Genomic DNA, 15,464 nt, shown 5'->3' on the forward strand with positions numbered 1-15,464 from the left:
AGAAATTTTATTGACCTTTCTTTGTTGCAGCTCTAGTATTTATTTGCGGCTAACCATGGCGCGAATGCAATTCGTTCTTAACAAATGAAAGGAACGGGAAATGCAAAACCAACAGCAGACGACGCTGTTCGCTTTCCAGCTGGCACAGAAGCAGGAAGGAGAAACTGTGCAGCAAGCAGCCTGGAAAGTGCGCGACGGCGTTGCCGTTGCCGGCTGCTGCGGTTCGGACGCGTACGACAGCGACCGCGCGTCCTGCACCGGGGGCGGCGCCGACGCCGGCATCGACTGCTGAGTCCCTCCTTGAAGCCTTGCCGAGCGCAAGGCTTTTTATTTGGCTGTAGTAATTGTTTTGCATTCAGTTTCATCCCTTCATCAACCCAAGAAAGGATCGTGAAATGCAGAATCAAAAAGAAACCACACTCTTCGCCTTCAAGCTGGCCGGCCAGCGCGACCAGCCAACCCAGCCTGCGCAACAGTGGAAAGTGCGCGACGGCGTCGCCGTGGCGGGCTGCAGCTACATCGACAACGACCCCTTGATACAGCGTGCCACCAGCGAGTGGGGCGACGCCGACGGCGGCATCTACTGCTGATTTCACCCAGGGCAGTCCTCGCACAAGTTGTTCTCCATCGCATCAGAACATTTGGAAGGATCGTGAAATGCAGAACCAGAAACAGACCACACTGTTTGCCTTCAAGCTGGCCGGCCAACGCGAGCAGCAGGCCCAGTCGGCGCAACAGTGGAAAGTGCGCGACGGCGTTTCCGTGGCCGGTTGCACCTACCCCGACAGGAATTCCCTCGTGATGCGTGAAACCACCGAATTGGGCGGCAGGGACGCCGGCGTCTACTGCTGAGCTCACGTAGCGAACACCCCCGCATGGCGTTGTTCGCCCTTGCATCGCAACGTTTTGGAAGGATGTGAAATGCAGAATCAGAAACAAACGAAGCTGTTCGCTTTCAAATTGGCCGAAAAGCGCAACCAGGCGGCCAAGCCGGCGCAGCCATGGAAAGTGCGCGACGGCGTCTCCGTGGCCGGCTGCACGCTCCTCGATGAGGAAGGCACGCCCTCGCGCGAAAGCAACCGTTTCGAAGGCAGCGACAGCGGCGCCTACTGCTGAGCCACTTGAACGAAAAGCCTTGCCCTGCCTGGCTTTTCGACCCGCAGCACAACGCTTTTGACAAGGAAAGAACGATGCAAAACCAACAGCAATCGACCCTGTTCGCCTTCAAGCTGGCGGAAAAGCAACAGCAGGACGCCACGCCGGCGCAGCAATGGAAAGTGCGCGAAGGCGTCGCGGTGGCCGGCTGCACCGACGTCAACCCCGACCGCGGCCTGTACCGCGCTTCGACGACCTGGAGCGTCGACGGCGGCATCTACTGCTGAACCAGTCGAGCGACAAGTCCTGCACGTGCAGGACCTTCACCGGCTACACGACAAATATTAAAGGAGCGAGACATGCAAAACCAACAGCAATCGACCCTGTTCGCCTTCAAGCTGGCGGAAAAGCAACAGCAGGACGCCAAGCCTGCCCAGCAATGGAAAGTGCGCGAAGGCGTCTCCGTCGCCGGCTGCACGGACCCGGTTCCGGACAGCGGCCTGGTCCGCTACTCCACCACCCGCGCCGTCGACGGCGGCGTCTACTGCTAAGCACGCATCACGAAAGCCCTGCCCGGCAGGGCTTTTCCACCACCACTCCCCGACAACGGTGCCCCATGCGTCATTCGATCCTGATCGTCACCAACAGTGGCGACCTCCACGCGGACCTGGTCGTTCCGATCCTCGCCGCCAAGGGCCACCGCCCCTTCCGCATCGACCTCGATGCCTTCCCGCGCGACTACCAGTGCGTGCAGACATTCGACGCCGCGCAGGTGCGCCAGCGCATCCGCCGGCTGGACGACGAGCGCTGGCTCGACCTGGACCAGGTCGGCGCCGTCTGGCTGCGCAAGGCCGCCGAATTCGCCTACCGCAGCGAAGAGCTGGCGCCCCAGGAGCGCGCCTTCGCCAGGCTCGAGACCGAGCAGGCCCTGTTCAGCCTCCTGTACAACCTCGACTGCTACTGGATCAGCCACCCGCGCGTCCTGCGCGGCGCGCAATGGAAAGGCGAGCAGCTCAAGCGCGCCATGCGGCTCGGCTTTCGCGTGCCGGCCTCGATCGTCACCAATTCGGCGGACGAGGCCAGGCAATTCCTGCAGGCGCTCGACGGCCGCAAGATTTTCAAGACCATGTCCAGCCCGACCCTGGCCGCCGAGACGCTCGCGCCCGATGAGCGCATCGCCGGCGGCCTCGGCACCGTGCTGGTGGAGGACGCCATGCTGGCGCAGCTGGACGCGGTCGACGAGATGTTCTGCCACTTCCAGGAATACGTGCCGAAGCAGTACGAGCTGCGCGTCACCGTGATCGGCGAGCGCGTGTTCGCGGCCAGGATCGATTCCCAGCTCGACGCGCGCACCATGGTCGATTCGCGCGACATGTCCGCCGAGATCCCCTACACGGCGACGCGCCTGCCGCAAGACGTGGAGCAGCGCTGCATCGATTTCGTCCACAGCTACGGCCTCGAATACGGCGCGCTGGACCTGATCGTCACGCCCGAGGACGACTATGTCTTCCTCGAGAATAACCCGGTCGGCCAGTTTCTCTTCATCGAGCAGCTGATCCCGGAATTCAAGCTGCTCGACGCCATGGCCGACCAGCTGATCGCGGGGGCCGCATGCCGCCGCTGAATCCGTCCCTCGGCCCCGACCTGCTGCGCCATATCGCGCGCCTCGAACGCGCGCGCAACAGCACCGTGCTGGTGCTGGCGGCATCCCATCTCGATTTCGAGCTGCTGCCGGCCCTCTACGAACAATGCCGCGCCCTGGGCAAGGCCGAGCGCCTGGACGTGGTGCTGCACGGGCGCGGCGGCGTCGTCAACGCCGCGCGCCGCATTGCCCTGCTGCTGCGCGGCCATGCTGCGCGCCTGGGCTTCATCGTGCCTTACCACTGCCAGTCGGCGGCCACCCTGCTCACCCTGTGCGCTGACGAGATCGTCGCCGGCGAGCTGGCGCTGTTTTCGCCGATCGATCCGCTGCTGGGCGGCGCCGACGGCAGCACCTTCAGCGGCCTGGACATCAAGCAGTTCGGCGACATGGCGGCCAACTGGTTCGGGCTCGACCAGGAGCAGGCGCGCAGCGAGTCGCTCGCCCTCCTGTGCAACAGCATCTTCCCGCCCTCGCTGACCGCCTTCTACCGCAGCAACCTGGAAATCGAGCAGATCGCCCACGAGCTGCTGGCGACCCGCATCGATGCCGCCGGCCGCGACGACGCGCGCCTGGTGCGCCAGCTGATGGCAGGCTACCACTCGCACAACTATGCGATCACCGGGCTTGAACTGGCCGCGCTCGGCCTGCCGCTGCGGCGCGACGTCGAGGCCGAGGCCGTGGCGTGGGAGATCTCGACCCTGTTGCAGGACACGGTCGGCGGCGCCCAGCGCGCATCGGAAGACGCGCCCTGGTTCGATGCCCTGCTGGCGACCCGCGACGGCGTACAGCTGCGGCGCCGCCACGCGAGCGCGCTGGCGCCGGCCTGGGTGCCCGCGACAAGCGACGGAGCCGGGCCATGAGCGCGCAGCTGTTCGCCGCCGAGGTCCTGCGCTACTTCGTCGCCTGGTGGTGGCTGGCCGCCGTGCTGGGCAAGCTGCGCAGCTGGCCCGGCTTTCGCACCGAGCTGGGCGCCTCCTTCGGCGTCCCGTCCGCTGCGGCGGCGATCCTCGCGCCCCTGCTCATCCTGGCCGAGCTGCTGGCCGCCGCGCTGGTGCTGAGCCCGGCCAGCCGCGCCGGCATGCTGCTCTCGCTGGTGCTGATGTGCGCCTTTTCGGCCGTGCTGGGCTACCAGTTCCTGGCCCGCGGGATCGTCCGCTGCAGCTGCTTCGGCGAGTCGGTGCGGCCGCTGTCGGGCTACGACGTGCTGCGCAACCTGCTGGTGGCCGGGACGATGCTGGGCTGGCTGGCCCTGGCGCCGGCGGGCGGGCTGGCGCCCGGCGAAGCGCTGGTGGCGGCCGGCTTTGGCGCCTGGCTGTGCGTGGCCGCCGTTCATTTCCACGACCTGGTCGTGCTGGGGAAGACACGCTGATGGACCGCCAACTCCTGCTCCTGATCCTGGCCATGCTCGCCTTCGGGCTGGCCTTCAACCTCTACCTGAGCTTGAGCGTCCTGCGCCGCACGCGCATGGAACGCGACCCGGCGGCCGAGCCCGTGCCGATGCCGGGCGATGCCGCGCCGCGGCTGCCGGCGCGCCACATGGACACGCGCACACGCGCATCGCTGCTGCCCGAGGGCCGGGCCTGCGCCCTGCTGTTCCTGTCCACCCGCTGCGACAAGTGCCGCGAGCGCCTGCCGCAGGTGGCGGCCCTGCTGCCGGCCGCCGCCGCGGCCGGCCTGGCGCTGCGCATTCCCAGCGTCGAACCGGCGTTCCGCCTGCGCCGCTTCCTGCGCGGCACGCCGCTGGCGGGCGCCGTCTGGCAGCTGCGCACGGCCGACTACAAGCGCCTCAATCCACGCCTGGCCTCGCCCGCTTACCTGTTCGTCAACCACGAGGGCGGCATCGAGGCGGCCGGGCTGATCGGCGACGAGAACTGGCTCGGCCTGGTCGAGCAACTGTCCCAGGCCGAAGTAGCCACCATGGAAACGGCCGCCGCATGAAGCTCACGCCCCACCTCGACCGCCTGCGCCTGTTGCATCCGGTCCGCGGCCGCCTTGCCGCCGCCCTGCTCTGCATGGGCGCGGGCGTCCTGATCCAGCTCGGCTTTCCGCGCGCGATCGCCTGGTTCATCGACCACGCCGAGCAGCTGCGCGCCACCGGCATCCCGCCGCACCTGGTGCTGGCCATGCTCGGCGCGGCGATCCTGCTGGCCGTCGTGACCGCCCTGCGCTTCTACCTGTTCCAGTCGGCCAGCCAGCACATCGTGACCCGCCTGCGGCGCCAGCTGTTCGATGTCCTGATCCGCCAGCCGATCGGCTTCTTCGACCGCCACCACGTCGGCGAACTGACCAGCCGCCTGCAAAGCGACGTGATGGCACTGCACGAAAGCCTGACCATCGGCGCCGCCCACGTGCTGCGCTCGCTCTGCCTGTTCGTCGGCGGCGTGGCGATGCTGCTGTCGCTGTCGCCGCTGCTCAGCCTGCCGCTCGCGCTGTTCATCCCGGCCAGCCTGTACCTCGGCAAGCGCTCCGGCAACAGCTACCGCGAGCGCGCGCGCGAGGTGCAGTCCAGCCTGGCCGACAGCGGCAAGGTGGCGCAGGAGCATTTTGCCAACGTGCGCCTGGTGCACGCCTTCAACCAGCAGGCCGGCGCCAGCGCGCGCTACGGCGCGGCGACCGCCCGGGCGATGGGCGCGGCGCTGTCGAACGCGCGGCTGCTGTCGACCTACCAGGGCCTGATGTCGCTGCTGCTGTATTTCGCGCTGATCAGCATCCTGTGCTTCGGCGCCTGGCTGATCGGCCAGGGCCGGCTCTCGGTCGGCGAGCTGACCGCCTTCATTCTCTACGCCACCATGGTGACCGAGGCGGCCAACGCGCTGACCGAGTCCTGGGGCAGCTGGATGCGCACCCTGGGCGCCACCGACCGCATCTTCGAGCTGCTGCGCCTGGCGCCGCGCGCGGAGGGCGGTTTGCAGCCCGCGCGCCTGTCCGGGCGCATCGTGTTCGACGGGGTCGGCTTCCGTTATCCGCAGCGCCCAGCCCAGGCCGCGCTCGACGGCGTCAGCCTGAGCCTGGCCGCGGGCGAGACGGTGGCCCTGGTCGGCCCCTCGGGCGCGGGCAAGTCGACCATCGCCAACCTGCTGCTCGGCCATTACGCGCCCGCCGAGGGCCGCATCCTGTTCGACGGCGTCGACGCCGCCACCCTGGCGCCGGCGGCGCTGCGGCGCCACGTCGCGCTGGTCGAGCAGGAGCCCTCGCTGTTTTCCGGCACGATCGCCGACAACATCCGCTTCGCCGTGCCGGAACGCGAGGTGACGCAGGCCGAGATCGAAGCCGCCGCGCGGCATGCGCAGGCGCACGACTTCATCCTGGGCTTCCCGGACGGCTACGGCACGGTGGTCGGCGAACGCGGCGTGCAACTGTCGGGCGGGCAGAAACAGCGCATCGCGATCGCGCGCGCCATGCTGCGCGACCCGGCCATCCTGGTCCTCGACGAAGCCACCAGCGCGCTCGACGCCGCCAGCGAAACCCTGGTGCAGGCGGGCCTGGACAAGCTGATGGAGGGACGCACCACGATCGTCATCGCGCACCGCCTGTCGACCATCGTCAGCGCCGACCGCATCCTGGTGCTGGCCGGCGGCAGGATCCGCCAGCAGGGCAGCCACGCCGAACTGCTGCGCGAGAAGGACGGCCCGTACGCCGAGCTGATGCGCCACCAGCTGGCCCAGTACGGCAGGCTGGACGCGCCGCTGGCCGTGGCCTAGACAAAAAAACGCCGGGGACGCTTGCGCGCCGCGGCGTTTTTTACGCAGCCGGAGATGATCAGGCGGCGACCATCTCGCCGGTTTCCGCGCACAGCTTCAGGTTGGCGTGGCGCGGCGCGAACTGGAGCAGCTCCTTGCGCTCTTCCAGCAGCGCGAACACGGCATCCTTCGACAGCACGTACTGCTCGAGCAGCGTGTCCTTGATCGACTCCATCATCGCGCGGTAGTCGCGCATCGCGCCCAGGGTGTAGCTGTAGAGCTCATCGGCCTTTTCTTCCATCTGGCGCAGGGTGTGCTCGCCGCTGGCGTCGTTGGCAAGCTGGCTGTAGTCGATCTTCGAACGCGAGTACATCGACAGGCGGTTGACCATCAGGTTGAGCATCTTGGTGACCTTCTCGATGTCGTTCTGGGCGCCGACCGAGATGCCGCGGGCGCCGTAGAACAGCTCTTCGGCCGCCATGCCGCCGTACAGGCCGATCACGTCGCGCTCGAGTTCTTCCAGCGTGCGCAGCGACATGTCGTCGCCCGACTGCAGCACATAGCCCAGCGCGCCGATCTTCGACACGGCCTCGGTGCTGATCTTCAGCAGGTGCGACTTTTCCTTCACCTCGTCCAGGCTCAAGCCGGCGCGCAGGTACGGGTCGATCTGCATGAAGAAGTGGCCCAGTTCGTGCAGGGCGATGCGCTCGCGCTGCTTGTGCTTCTCGGCGGTGGTGGCGCGGTCGGTCAGGCCGATCGTGGCGCGCTCGTAGGCGCGGAACAGCAGGTCGGTATTGATGATCGCCTTTTCCTGGATCGAGATCATGGAGGCGCGCTCGACCACGGTTTCCAGCAGCGCCGGGCTCAGGTTCTGCGTGATTTCCGCGACCTGGTCGAGGTCCAGGTCGCTCCAGTCGACCAGGCCCTCTTTCTTACGCGACAGGAAGCTCTTCAGGAGTTCGCGGCGCTCGTTCTTGTTCGGCAGGCGGAAGTTGATTTTCACCGAGAAGCGGCGCAGCATCGCTTCGTCCATCTCGGTCGAGGCGTCGTCGAAGTTCGAGGCGACGACCCAGATCACGCCCTGGCCCTTGTCGCTCTTCACGCCGTCCAGCAGGCCCAGCAGGGTGTTGGCGGTGTCGTCTTCCCATTTCTTTTCGCTGCGGCCGCGCGGCATGAACAGGCTCTGGGCTTCGTCCAGGAAGATGATGCACTTGCCCTTGGCGCAGGCCTTGCGGTACAGGGCGTTGAGCGCCTTCGAGCCGCCGCCGACGTAGCCCGATTCCAGCGCCGAGCCCGAGGCCGAGATCAGCGGCATGTCGAGGCGCTTGGCGAGATAGCCCACCAGCTTGGTCTTGCCGGTGCCGGCAGGCCCGGTCAGCATCACGTTGAAGGGCTTGTCGATGTTGTGCGACTGGTATTCCTCGCGGTTGCGGATCATGTCTTCCAAATGCAGCACTTCCTGCTTGATGTCTTCCATGCCGATCAGGTCGTCCATGCTGCCCTTGAGCTTGTCCGGGGTGATCATGGTCGAACTCGCGCCCATGCCCGGGATGCCGAACTTCAGGCTGTAGACGATCAGGAGGATCAGGACGATCTCGAAAGCGTGGCGCTTGAGGAAGTCGCCGGTGTCGGCGGCGAAGCTGTTGCCTTCGTCGAGCACGGCCTTGTGCGTGGCCAGGAAGTCTTCCTTGGCGATCGAATACGGAATCGCGTTCTTGAGCAGGACTTCACGCTCCAGGCTCAGGTGCGAGGTGCTCGGCACCTTGACCACGTGCAGTTCGGGCGCGCCCTTGAACTTGAAGACGTAGCGCGGCGACTCGGACAGCGGCTTGGCCACCATCAGGTAATCGAGCTTGTCCTTCTGCGCGGCCAGGCGCGTGATTTCGGAAATGTCCTGCGAATGGACGACCGGGCTGGGATCCTGGGGCTTGTCGGCCGACCAGATCGCCACGCCAGCCATTGCGCCCAGCAAGACGGCGGCGGCAATGCGCACATAGACGTTCTTGAAGGCAATCTGGAGTCGGGCAAAGTTGGGCATTATCGGTACTCTACGAATGTATGGTGCGCGTGATGCAACAGTGCAAAAAACGGAGGCGTCCTTCCGGGTCGCGCTTGTCGGAATGGCGGCGGCTGGCAGGGCCGCGTGAAGTCGAACAAGTGCATGTTCGACATGAGTTTGATGCCCAAGGGCAATAGGGATAAGGAGACTATACCCGTAAAAAAAACGGAGAGGTATACGCCTGGCTTAAAATTTTTTGATCGGACGCATAGCTGGAAAAGTTGATAACCGAATTCGTTGCGAGGCTGTCAAATAAATCAGCATTCTGTCTAGCCAAATCGCTAAAACATTAATCTTGTTTCAACAAAGCTCGGAAGCAGGCTTGCTTCCTTGATATGCACCACTTCCAGCCCTGTCTCATTTCTTTAACATGATGCGCACTGGTGTACACAGGATGTTCGGCGTCGGCATGCCGTCCCCTTGCTTCGATTCCTAGCGTACATTGCACGCGCAGGGGGCGCACAAGAAGTATGTAAAAAGCGGCGACATGTACGCGAACGCGCGGCCGTTTTTGTTATGCTTTTTTGCGGATCCGATGACAGCGACGGCGCCGGCTGTGTCGCCTTGATACAGCATTTGTACCCAGCAATATCTGCAAGGAAGGAAGAATCGTGAACAGATTTTTACTCGCAGTAGCGCTTGGTTTTGTCGTCGGCGGTGCGGCGCAGGCGGCCGTCATCGACCTGACGCCGCCCGGCCAGGCGGCGCGTATCGAGCCGCGCCTGCCCGACCTGGCCAGCCTCCCGCGTCCGGAGATCGTCACCGCGCCGGTGCACATGTCCGAGCTGCCGGAACCGGAAGTGTTTGCAATGATGCTGGTCGGGCTGGTCCTGCTCGGCTACCGTGCACGTCGGGACAGCAGCGAGAAGTTCAAGTAACGCGTCAAGCAGCGGCCGGCCCTTGTTGGCCGTCCTCGGCACGCGCCGGCGAGCGCGGCGCGGTGGCCGGTGCGGGCAGGCGCCTGCTCCAGGCGCGGCTCAGCGGCGCGAAGTCGAGCGTTGCGCTTCAGGCGCCGCGCGGCGCCGGCGCGGGCTCGGTGCACAGCGCATACAGCTTGCACAAGGTATTCCAGTTGCGCGACGTGGTCGTGTCTCCCAGTTGCTTGCCGAGCGCCGCCGCCGCCGCGCTGTCGAGCACCCCATCCGGACACCAGACATAGGCCGCGCGCTGGCCGAGCGCCAGCGCGCCCTCGCCCCAGTCGCGCTCGCACAGCGGGGCCAGGGCATCGCGCGCGGCGGCGTCGGGCAGCAGGAAGACCAGCAGGCGCGCATGGTCGGTCGCCAGCGGCAGCAACGCGTTTTCCGCCAGCACCGCCGCCAGGTCGTCGCCGGCGATCACCATGACGCGCGCCGCCACGCCCAGCTTGAGCACCAGCCCTTCCTCGATCGCGGCCGCGGCCGCGGCCGGGTCGACCTCGTCGGCGCTGAACACGATGTTGCCGCTGTTCAGGACGCTGCGCACGTCCGCATAGCCGAGTTCTTCCACCAGTTTGCGCAGGTCGGCCATGGCCACGCGCTTGGCGCGGCCCACGTTCACGCCGCGTAATAAAGCAATATAGCGTTTGTTCGTCATGCGTCCATGTTACCGCCCACGCGGGTGGGCGGCGACCTGTTTACTTGACGAGGCCGTATTACTTGACCAGGCCTTCCTCGCGCAGGGCCTGCTGCACGGCCGGGCGCTGGGCGACGCGCGCGCGGAATACCTGCAGCTGCGGCCAGTCGGCCAGGCTGAACTTGAGGAAGTCGGTCCAGCCCAGCACGGTGAACAGGTAGGCATCGGCCACGCCGAACTGGCTGCCCGCGAGGAATTCGCGGCCGTCGAGGTGACGCGCGACGTGGTCGAAGCGCAGCGCCAGCATCTTGCGTGCGCGCTCGCGCATGTCGTCGGTGGAGTCCGGCTTGAACAGCGGGCTGAAGTTCTTGTGCAGTTCGGTCGAAATATAGTTCAGCCAGCTCAGGGCCTGGTAGCGTTCGACGCTGCCGACAGGGGCCAGGAGGCCGGCCTGCGGTGCGCTGTCGGCCAGGTACTGGACGATCGCCGGGCCTTCGGTCAGCACGGCGCCGTTGTCCAGTTCGAGCGCCGGCACGTATCCGTTTGGATTGATGCTGCGAAAGTCCGCGCCGCCGGCCGTGCGCTTCGTGCCGAGGTCGACGCGCTCGGAGGTGAAGGCCAGTCCTGCCTCGAGCAGGACGATGTGCGGGGACAGCGAGCAGGCGCCGGGGCTGAAATACAGTTTCATGTGGTGTCCTTTTGTCTGGAGGTGAACGGTCGCGGCATGGCGCCGGCCGGCCAGGAAGCGGCTGGTGCGTGGCCCCCGCTGCAAGGCAGGGCGAGAATACCGCAATCGGACCGGGCTTGCTTGGGGCCGCTCAACTTGCTCCGGTCATCCGATTGTCGTGCGCGATGGACGAAAACCGGCCTGCCCTGGCGGGCACCGGAAATGGAACGGGGGGAACGCCGCGTGGCGGCAGGTCGTGCGCGAGGAAAGGGCAGCGTGCGCGGCGTGTCAGGACGCCGCGCAGCTGCCCGGCATGGCCGATGGCACGGCAGTCAAGGCTGCCATGCCGCCGGCATTAGTGCGCATAGTTGCCAGACGACGAAGAAGCTTCGTTGTTCTGCGATTGCTGCTGGGTTTGCTGTTGCTGCTGCTGTTGCTGCTGGGCTGCTGCTGCGGCGGCGGCCTGGGCTGCCTTCTCTTCTGGTTTCGGACGGCCCTGGGCGTCGGACAGGCGATACTTGGTGCGGCGGTCGCCCATCAGGTCGCGCAGGTCGCGGATGCTCATGCCGGTCACTTCGTGCATGCGGATCAACAGCGAAGCGCCGACCGGCAGGCGGTGGTGACGAATCTTGCTGATGACAGGCGGGGCCACCTCGAGCATGCGCGACAGCGCAGCGTCGTTCTTCAGCTGCATCTTGCCGAGCAGGATGTCCAGCAGGTGGTTGGGGTTGTAGCTTTCCTGTGAAGACAAAGCATGATGTGCCATGATTTTTACCTCGTGAGTGTGGTTTAAAATAGTTCCGTTACGAACTTTGTTAAAGACTACCTTTCGTCAACATAAGTTCCCGAACACGCTCCGAGCGATGAAACAGAACGCGTCTGCGTCTTCGCGTAAGAAACATGCTCGCGCATGCGCTCTGCTTAACACTCCCCTGAACGCACTTGTCTTTCCAACAAATTATCAGACTCATATGGGCTTGCGACATCCGTCCTGAGCACATGACTCATTGTTGGAAATCAAGCTATCGTGTGGAAAGCTTGTCACATAGGCATTTCAACACATGGGGATTATTTGTGGCGCACGCAAGAGATTTCTTCGGTTAATTTGTGTAAAAGAATTTGCAGGGAACGTATTGATTTACAACAGGAAATATCTTGAGCAAAGCCTCACGCTGCCTTGCGCCAACCCTGTTGATACAAATTCGCAATTTAACAATCTAGGCAAACTAGCAATATAGTTGACCCAAGAAATAAGTAATTCTTGGTAGCATTAATTTGCCCTGTTCCGCACGCCGTTTTTTGATCGCCAGCAGGGATTTACGGTAAACTGGCTTGACGCTTTGTCAAAGCCTTAGCACTTCTTATAACGAAGCATTCCATGCAGAAAAAAGTATTCATCAAGACCTTCGGCTGCCAGATGAACGAGTACGACTCGGACAAAATGGCGGACGTGCTTGGCGCGTCCGATGGCTTGGTTCGCACCGACAAACCCGAAGACGCGGACGTCATCCTCTTCAACACCTGCTCGGTGCGCGAAAAGGCGCAGGAAAAAGTGTTTTCCGACCTGGGCCGCCTGCGCGAACTGAAACGCGAGCGCCCCGACCTGATCATCGGCGTCGGCGGCTGCGTGGCCTCGCAGGAAGGCGAAGCCATCGTCAAGCGCGCGCCGCACGTCGACATGGTGTTCGGGCCCCAGACCCTGCACCGCCTGCCGCAGATGATCCGCGAGCGCCGCAGCAGCGGCGCCGCCCAGGTCGACATCAGCTTCCCGGAAATCGAGAAGTTCGACCACCTGCCTCCGGCCAAGGTCGAAGGGGCCGTCGCCTACGTCTCGATCATGGAAGGCTGCAGCAAGTACTGCAGCTACTGCGTCGTTCCCTATACCCGCGGCGAGGAAGTCTCGCGCCGCTTCGAGGACGTGCTGACCGAAGTCGCCGGCCTGGCCGCGCAAGGCGTCAAGGAAATCATGTTGCTGGGCCAGAACGTGAACGCCTACCGCGGCGCCATGGAAGGTGGAGAAGTCGCCGACTTCGCCTTGCTGCTCGAATACATCGCCGACATCCCCGGCATCGAGCGCCTGCGCTTCGTGACCAGCCACCCGAAGGAATTCACCCAGCGCCTGATCGATGCCTATGCGAAGATCCCGCAACTGGTGAACCACCTCTACCTGCCGGTGCAGCACGGCTCCGACCGCATCCTGCAGGCCATGAAACGCGGCTACACGGGCCTCGAATACAAGTCGATCATCCGCCGCATCAAGGCGGTACGTCCGGACATCGCGATTTCCTCGGACTTCATCGTCGGCTTCCCCGGCGAAACCGATGCCGATTTCGAAGCCATGATGAAGCTGGTGGAAGACGTCGGCTTCGACAACAGTTTCAGCTTCATCTTCAGCAAGCGCCCGGGCACCCCGGCCGCCAACCTGGAAGACGACACCCCGCACGAGGTCAAGCTGGCGCGCCTGCAGCGCCTGCAAGCCCTGATCGACGCCAACACCCGCAAGTTCAGCGCGGCGATGGTCGGCACGGTCCAGCGCATCCTGGTCGAGGGACCGTCCAAGAAAGACCCGAACGAACTGCAGGGCCGCACCGAAAGCAACCGTGTGGTCATTTTCGCCCCGGGCGCCTCCGGCGCTGCGCTGGTCGGCCAGCTGGTCGACGTGCGCGTCACCGAGAGCCTGGATTATTCCCTGCGCGGCGAACTCGTCGCCAGCACCGATACGATTGCCAAAGCCAGTTGAAAACACATACGCCCACCCAGCCTTCGTACTTCATCCCCGAGCCGCTCGATAACACGCGGCTCGCCCACCTGTGCGGTCCGCTCGACGAAAACCTGCGCCAGATCTCCGCAGCGCTGGACGTGACCATCTTCCGCCGCGGCGAGAAGTTCATCGTCAGCGGCGCCAACGCCGAGCGCGCGGTCGAACTGCTCGAACGTTTCTACGCGGTGGCGAACAAGGTCGTGCCGATCGAGGAAGTGCAGCTGGCCCTGGTCGAACAGCGCGCCGGGCTGAAGCCGAAGATCGAGGGCGCCGCGCCGGCCGAGCAGGAAGACGAGGCCGACGACGAGGAAGGGGAAGAGAATCCCGAACTCGTCAGCCCCACGCTCAAGACCCGCCGCAGCGACCTGCGCGGGCGCACGCCGCACCAGATCCAGTACCTGCGCGCCGTGCTCGAGCACGACATCAGCTTCGGCATCGGCCCGGCCGGCACCGGCAAGACCTACCTGGCCGTGGCCTGCGCGGTCGACGCGCTCGAACGCGACGCCGTCAAGCGCATCATCCTGACCCGTCCGGCGGTGGAAGCCGGCGAGCGCCTCGGCTTCCTGCCCGGCGACATGAGCCAGAAGGTCGACCCCTACCTGCGCCCGCTGTACGACGCGCTGTACGACCTGCTCGGCTTCGACCGCACCCAGAAGCTGTTCGAGAAGCAGGTCATCGAGATCGCGCCGCTGGCCTACATGCGCGGGCGCACGCTGAACCACGCCTTCGTGATCCTGGACGAAGCCCAGAACACGACGGTCGAGCAGATGAAGATGTTTCTCACGCGTATCGGTTTCGGCAGCAAGGCCGTCGTCACCGGCGACGTGACCCAGGTCGACCTGCACAAGACCCAGCGCAGCGGCCTGGTCGACGCGATGCACGTGCTGAAGGACGTGCGCGGCATCGCTTTTACCCAATTCTCCAGCGCCGACGTGGTGCGCCACCCGCTGGTGGCGCGCATCGTCGATGCTTACGACAAGGCCAGCGAAGTCCAGGAAATGGGCGCGTTGGCGAAACCTACCACTGCCCGCAATGCAAGAAAAAAATCATAAGCTCGAACTCGACGTCCAGTACCCGGACGCGCGCCTGGAAACCGCCATCCCCCCCGAGATGGTGGAACGCTGGGTGCGCCCTGCCCTGCTGGGCCCGGCCGAATTGGCGATCCGCTTCGTCGACGCCGCCGAAGGCCAGACCCTGAACCGCGACTACCGCGGCAAGGACTACGCCACCAACGTGCTGACCTTCGCCTACAACGAGGGCGAGGAACTGGCCGACGACGAACCGGTGCAGGCCGACATCGTGCTGTGCACCGACGTCCTGCAGCGCGAAGCCGACGAGCAGAAGAAGACGCTCGAGGAACACGCGGCCCACCTGGTCGTGCACGGCGTGCTGCACGCCCAGGGCTACGACCACGAGCACGACGAGGAAGCCGAGGAAATGGAACAGCTCGAGCGCGACATCATGGAAGTGCTGGGGTATCCGGATCCGTACGCGGAGAGCTGACAGTAGGGTGGGCACCCGTGCCCACGCGGATTTACCGTTAGCAATCCAACGCATTGGGTTTCGTAGGGTGGGCACTAGTGCCCACGCTGTCTCACCGGTCGCCATGCAGCGCATTCACGCGGCAGCGTCGTGAACGCTGGCGTCTCCGTGATGCAAGCGATGAGACAGCGTGGACACAGGTGTCCACCCTACGATTTCAGGCGCCATCTTCACTCGAACGATGAGACCGCGTGGGCTCGAGAGCCCACCCTACGAACCTACGACCACGAGCACGACGAGGAAGCCGAGGAGATGGAACAGCTCGAGCGCGACATCATGGAAGCGCTGGGGTATCCGGATCCGTACGCGGAGAGCTGACAGTAGGGTGGGCACCCGTGCCCACGCGGATTTACCGTTAGCAATCCAACGCATTGGGTTTCGTAGGGTGGGCACTAGTGCCCACGCTGTCTCACCGGTCGCCATGCAGCGCATTCACGCGGCAGCGTCGTGAACGCTGGCGTCTCCGT

General features: G+C 64.8%; 19 protein-coding genes. 15 read left to right on the top strand and 4 right to left on the bottom strand.

Translation table 11 applies throughout. From position 1 onward, the window contains the following. Positions 1 to 100: 100 nt before the first annotated feature. The 11 genes from RT688_RS12590 to RT688_RS12640 all read left to right on the top strand — a co-directional run bounded on the left by RT688_RS12590 (position 101) and on the right by RT688_RS12640 (position 6,438). A complete protein-coding gene (locus tag RT688_RS12590; RefSeq protein ID WP_313705221.1) occupies positions 101 to 292 on the top strand; it encodes a hypothetical protein in 192 nt (63 codons plus the stop codon). 103 nt (positions 293 to 395) lie between these two features. After that, the gene (locus RT688_RS12595; protein ID WP_313705222.1) at positions 396 to 590 is read left to right on the top strand and encodes a hypothetical protein; all 195 of its coding nucleotides are present in this window, start codon (positions 396 to 398) and stop codon (positions 588 to 590) included. Positions 591 to 657: 67 nt separating this feature from the next. After that, the gene (locus tag RT688_RS12600) at positions 658 to 852 is read left to right on the top strand and encodes a hypothetical protein (RefSeq protein ID WP_313705223.1); all 195 of its coding nucleotides are present in this window, start codon (positions 658 to 660) and stop codon (positions 850 to 852) included. Between the two features lie 69 nt (positions 853 to 921). After that, a complete protein-coding gene (locus tag RT688_RS12605; RefSeq protein ID WP_313705224.1) occupies positions 922 to 1,116 on the top strand; it encodes a hypothetical protein in 195 nt (64 codons plus the stop codon). Positions 1,117 to 1,190: 74 nt separating this feature from the next. Next, a complete protein-coding gene (locus RT688_RS12610) occupies positions 1,191 to 1,382 on the top strand; it encodes a hypothetical protein (RefSeq protein WP_313705225.1) in 192 nt (63 codons plus the stop codon). Between the two features lie 72 nt (positions 1,383 to 1,454). Next, a complete protein-coding gene (locus tag RT688_RS12615) occupies positions 1,455 to 1,646 on the top strand; it encodes a hypothetical protein (protein ID WP_313705226.1) in 192 nt (63 codons plus the stop codon). 65 nt (positions 1,647 to 1,711) lie between these two features. Then, positions 1,712 to 2,719 carry an MvdC/MvdD family ATP grasp protein gene (locus RT688_RS12620; RefSeq protein WP_313705227.1) on the top strand — a complete coding sequence of 336 codons (1,008 nt, stop codon included), beginning with the start codon at positions 1,712 to 1,714 and terminating at the stop codon, positions 2,717 to 2,719. Next, complete coding sequence (locus tag RT688_RS12625) at positions 2,707 to 3,597, top strand: SDH family Clp fold serine proteinase (protein WP_313705228.1); 891 nt, start codon at positions 2,707 to 2,709, stop codon at positions 3,595 to 3,597. The genes RT688_RS12620 and RT688_RS12625 overlap by 13 nt, the downstream gene beginning before the upstream one ends. Beyond that, positions 3,594 to 4,106, top strand: a complete 513-nt coding sequence (locus tag RT688_RS12630; protein ID WP_313705230.1) for a MauE/DoxX family redox-associated membrane protein — start codon at positions 3,594 to 3,596, stop codon at positions 4,104 to 4,106. The genes RT688_RS12625 and RT688_RS12630 overlap by 4 nt, the downstream gene beginning before the upstream one ends. Next, positions 4,106 to 4,675: a hypothetical protein gene (locus RT688_RS12635; RefSeq protein WP_313705231.1), complete on the top strand. Its 570-nt coding sequence runs from the start codon at positions 4,106 to 4,108 to the stop codon at positions 4,673 to 4,675. Before RT688_RS12630 ends, RT688_RS12635 begins: the two co-directional genes overlap by 1 nt. Next, a complete protein-coding gene (locus RT688_RS12640) occupies positions 4,672 to 6,438 on the top strand; it encodes an ABC transporter ATP-binding protein (RefSeq protein WP_313705232.1) in 1,767 nt (588 codons plus the stop codon). The genes RT688_RS12635 and RT688_RS12640 overlap by 4 nt, the downstream gene beginning before the upstream one ends. 58 nt (positions 6,439 to 6,496) lie before the next feature. Here the strand turns inward: RT688_RS12640 and RT688_RS12645 are convergent, their stop codons facing one another. Then, complete coding sequence (locus RT688_RS12645) at positions 6,497 to 8,455, bottom strand: AAA family ATPase (RefSeq protein ID WP_313705233.1); 1,959 nt, start codon at positions 8,453 to 8,455, stop codon at positions 6,497 to 6,499. 632 nt (positions 8,456 to 9,087) lie between these two features. Here RT688_RS12645 and RT688_RS12650 point away from each other — a divergent pair. Further along, on the top strand, positions 9,088 to 9,354 hold the full coding sequence (locus RT688_RS12650) for a PEP-CTERM sorting domain-containing protein (protein ID WP_313705234.1): 267 nt from the start codon (positions 9,088 to 9,090) through the stop codon (positions 9,352 to 9,354). Between the two features lie 127 nt (positions 9,355 to 9,481). Here RT688_RS12650 and RT688_RS12655 read toward each other — a convergent pair whose 3' ends face one another. The 3 genes from RT688_RS12655 to RT688_RS12665 all read right to left on the bottom strand — a co-directional run bounded on the left by RT688_RS12655 (position 9,482) and on the right by RT688_RS12665 (position 11,460). Further along, positions 9,482 to 10,048 carry a DUF1697 domain-containing protein gene (locus RT688_RS12655; protein ID WP_313705235.1) on the bottom strand — a complete coding sequence of 189 codons (567 nt, stop codon included), beginning with the start codon at positions 10,046 to 10,048 and terminating at the stop codon, positions 9,482 to 9,484. A gap of 58 nt (positions 10,049 to 10,106) precedes the next feature. Further along, positions 10,107 to 10,715, bottom strand: a complete 609-nt coding sequence (gene gstA / locus RT688_RS12660; protein ID WP_313705236.1) for a glutathione transferase GstA — start codon at positions 10,713 to 10,715, stop codon at positions 10,107 to 10,109. Between the two features lie 334 nt (positions 10,716 to 11,049). Continuing rightward, the gene (locus RT688_RS12665; RefSeq protein WP_313705237.1) at positions 11,050 to 11,460 is read right to left on the bottom strand and encodes a hypothetical protein; all 411 of its coding nucleotides are present in this window, start codon (positions 11,458 to 11,460) and stop codon (positions 11,050 to 11,052) included. A gap of 612 nt (positions 11,461 to 12,072) precedes the next feature. Between RT688_RS12665 and miaB the strand changes: the two genes are divergently transcribed. Genes miaB through ybeY form a run of 3 tightly spaced genes read left to right on the top strand, consistent with a single transcriptional unit; the run spans position 12,073 to position 14,958 of the window. After that, positions 12,073 to 13,434 (top strand): tRNA (N6-isopentenyl adenosine(37)-C2)-methylthiotransferase MiaB, encoded by a 1,362-nt coding sequence (gene miaB, locus RT688_RS12670; protein ID WP_313705238.1) that lies wholly within the window; start codon positions 12,073 to 12,075, stop codon positions 13,432 to 13,434. Further along, positions 13,431 to 14,507: a PhoH family protein gene (locus RT688_RS12675; RefSeq protein ID WP_313705239.1), complete on the top strand. Its 1,077-nt coding sequence runs from the start codon at positions 13,431 to 13,433 to the stop codon at positions 14,505 to 14,507. The genes miaB and RT688_RS12675 overlap by 4 nt, the downstream gene beginning before the upstream one ends. After that, positions 14,488 to 14,958 carry an rRNA maturation RNase YbeY gene (ybeY, locus tag RT688_RS12680; protein WP_313705240.1) on the top strand — a complete coding sequence of 157 codons (471 nt, stop codon included), beginning with the start codon at positions 14,488 to 14,490 and terminating at the stop codon, positions 14,956 to 14,958. The genes RT688_RS12675 and ybeY overlap by 20 nt, the downstream gene beginning before the upstream one ends. Positions 14,959 to 15,464: the final 506 nt, after the last annotated feature.

Origin of the sequence: Massilia sp. (assembly GCF_032106685.1) — a bacterium.
Taxonomy (GTDB): domain Bacteria; phylum Pseudomonadota; class Gammaproteobacteria; order Burkholderiales; family Burkholderiaceae_D; genus Telluria.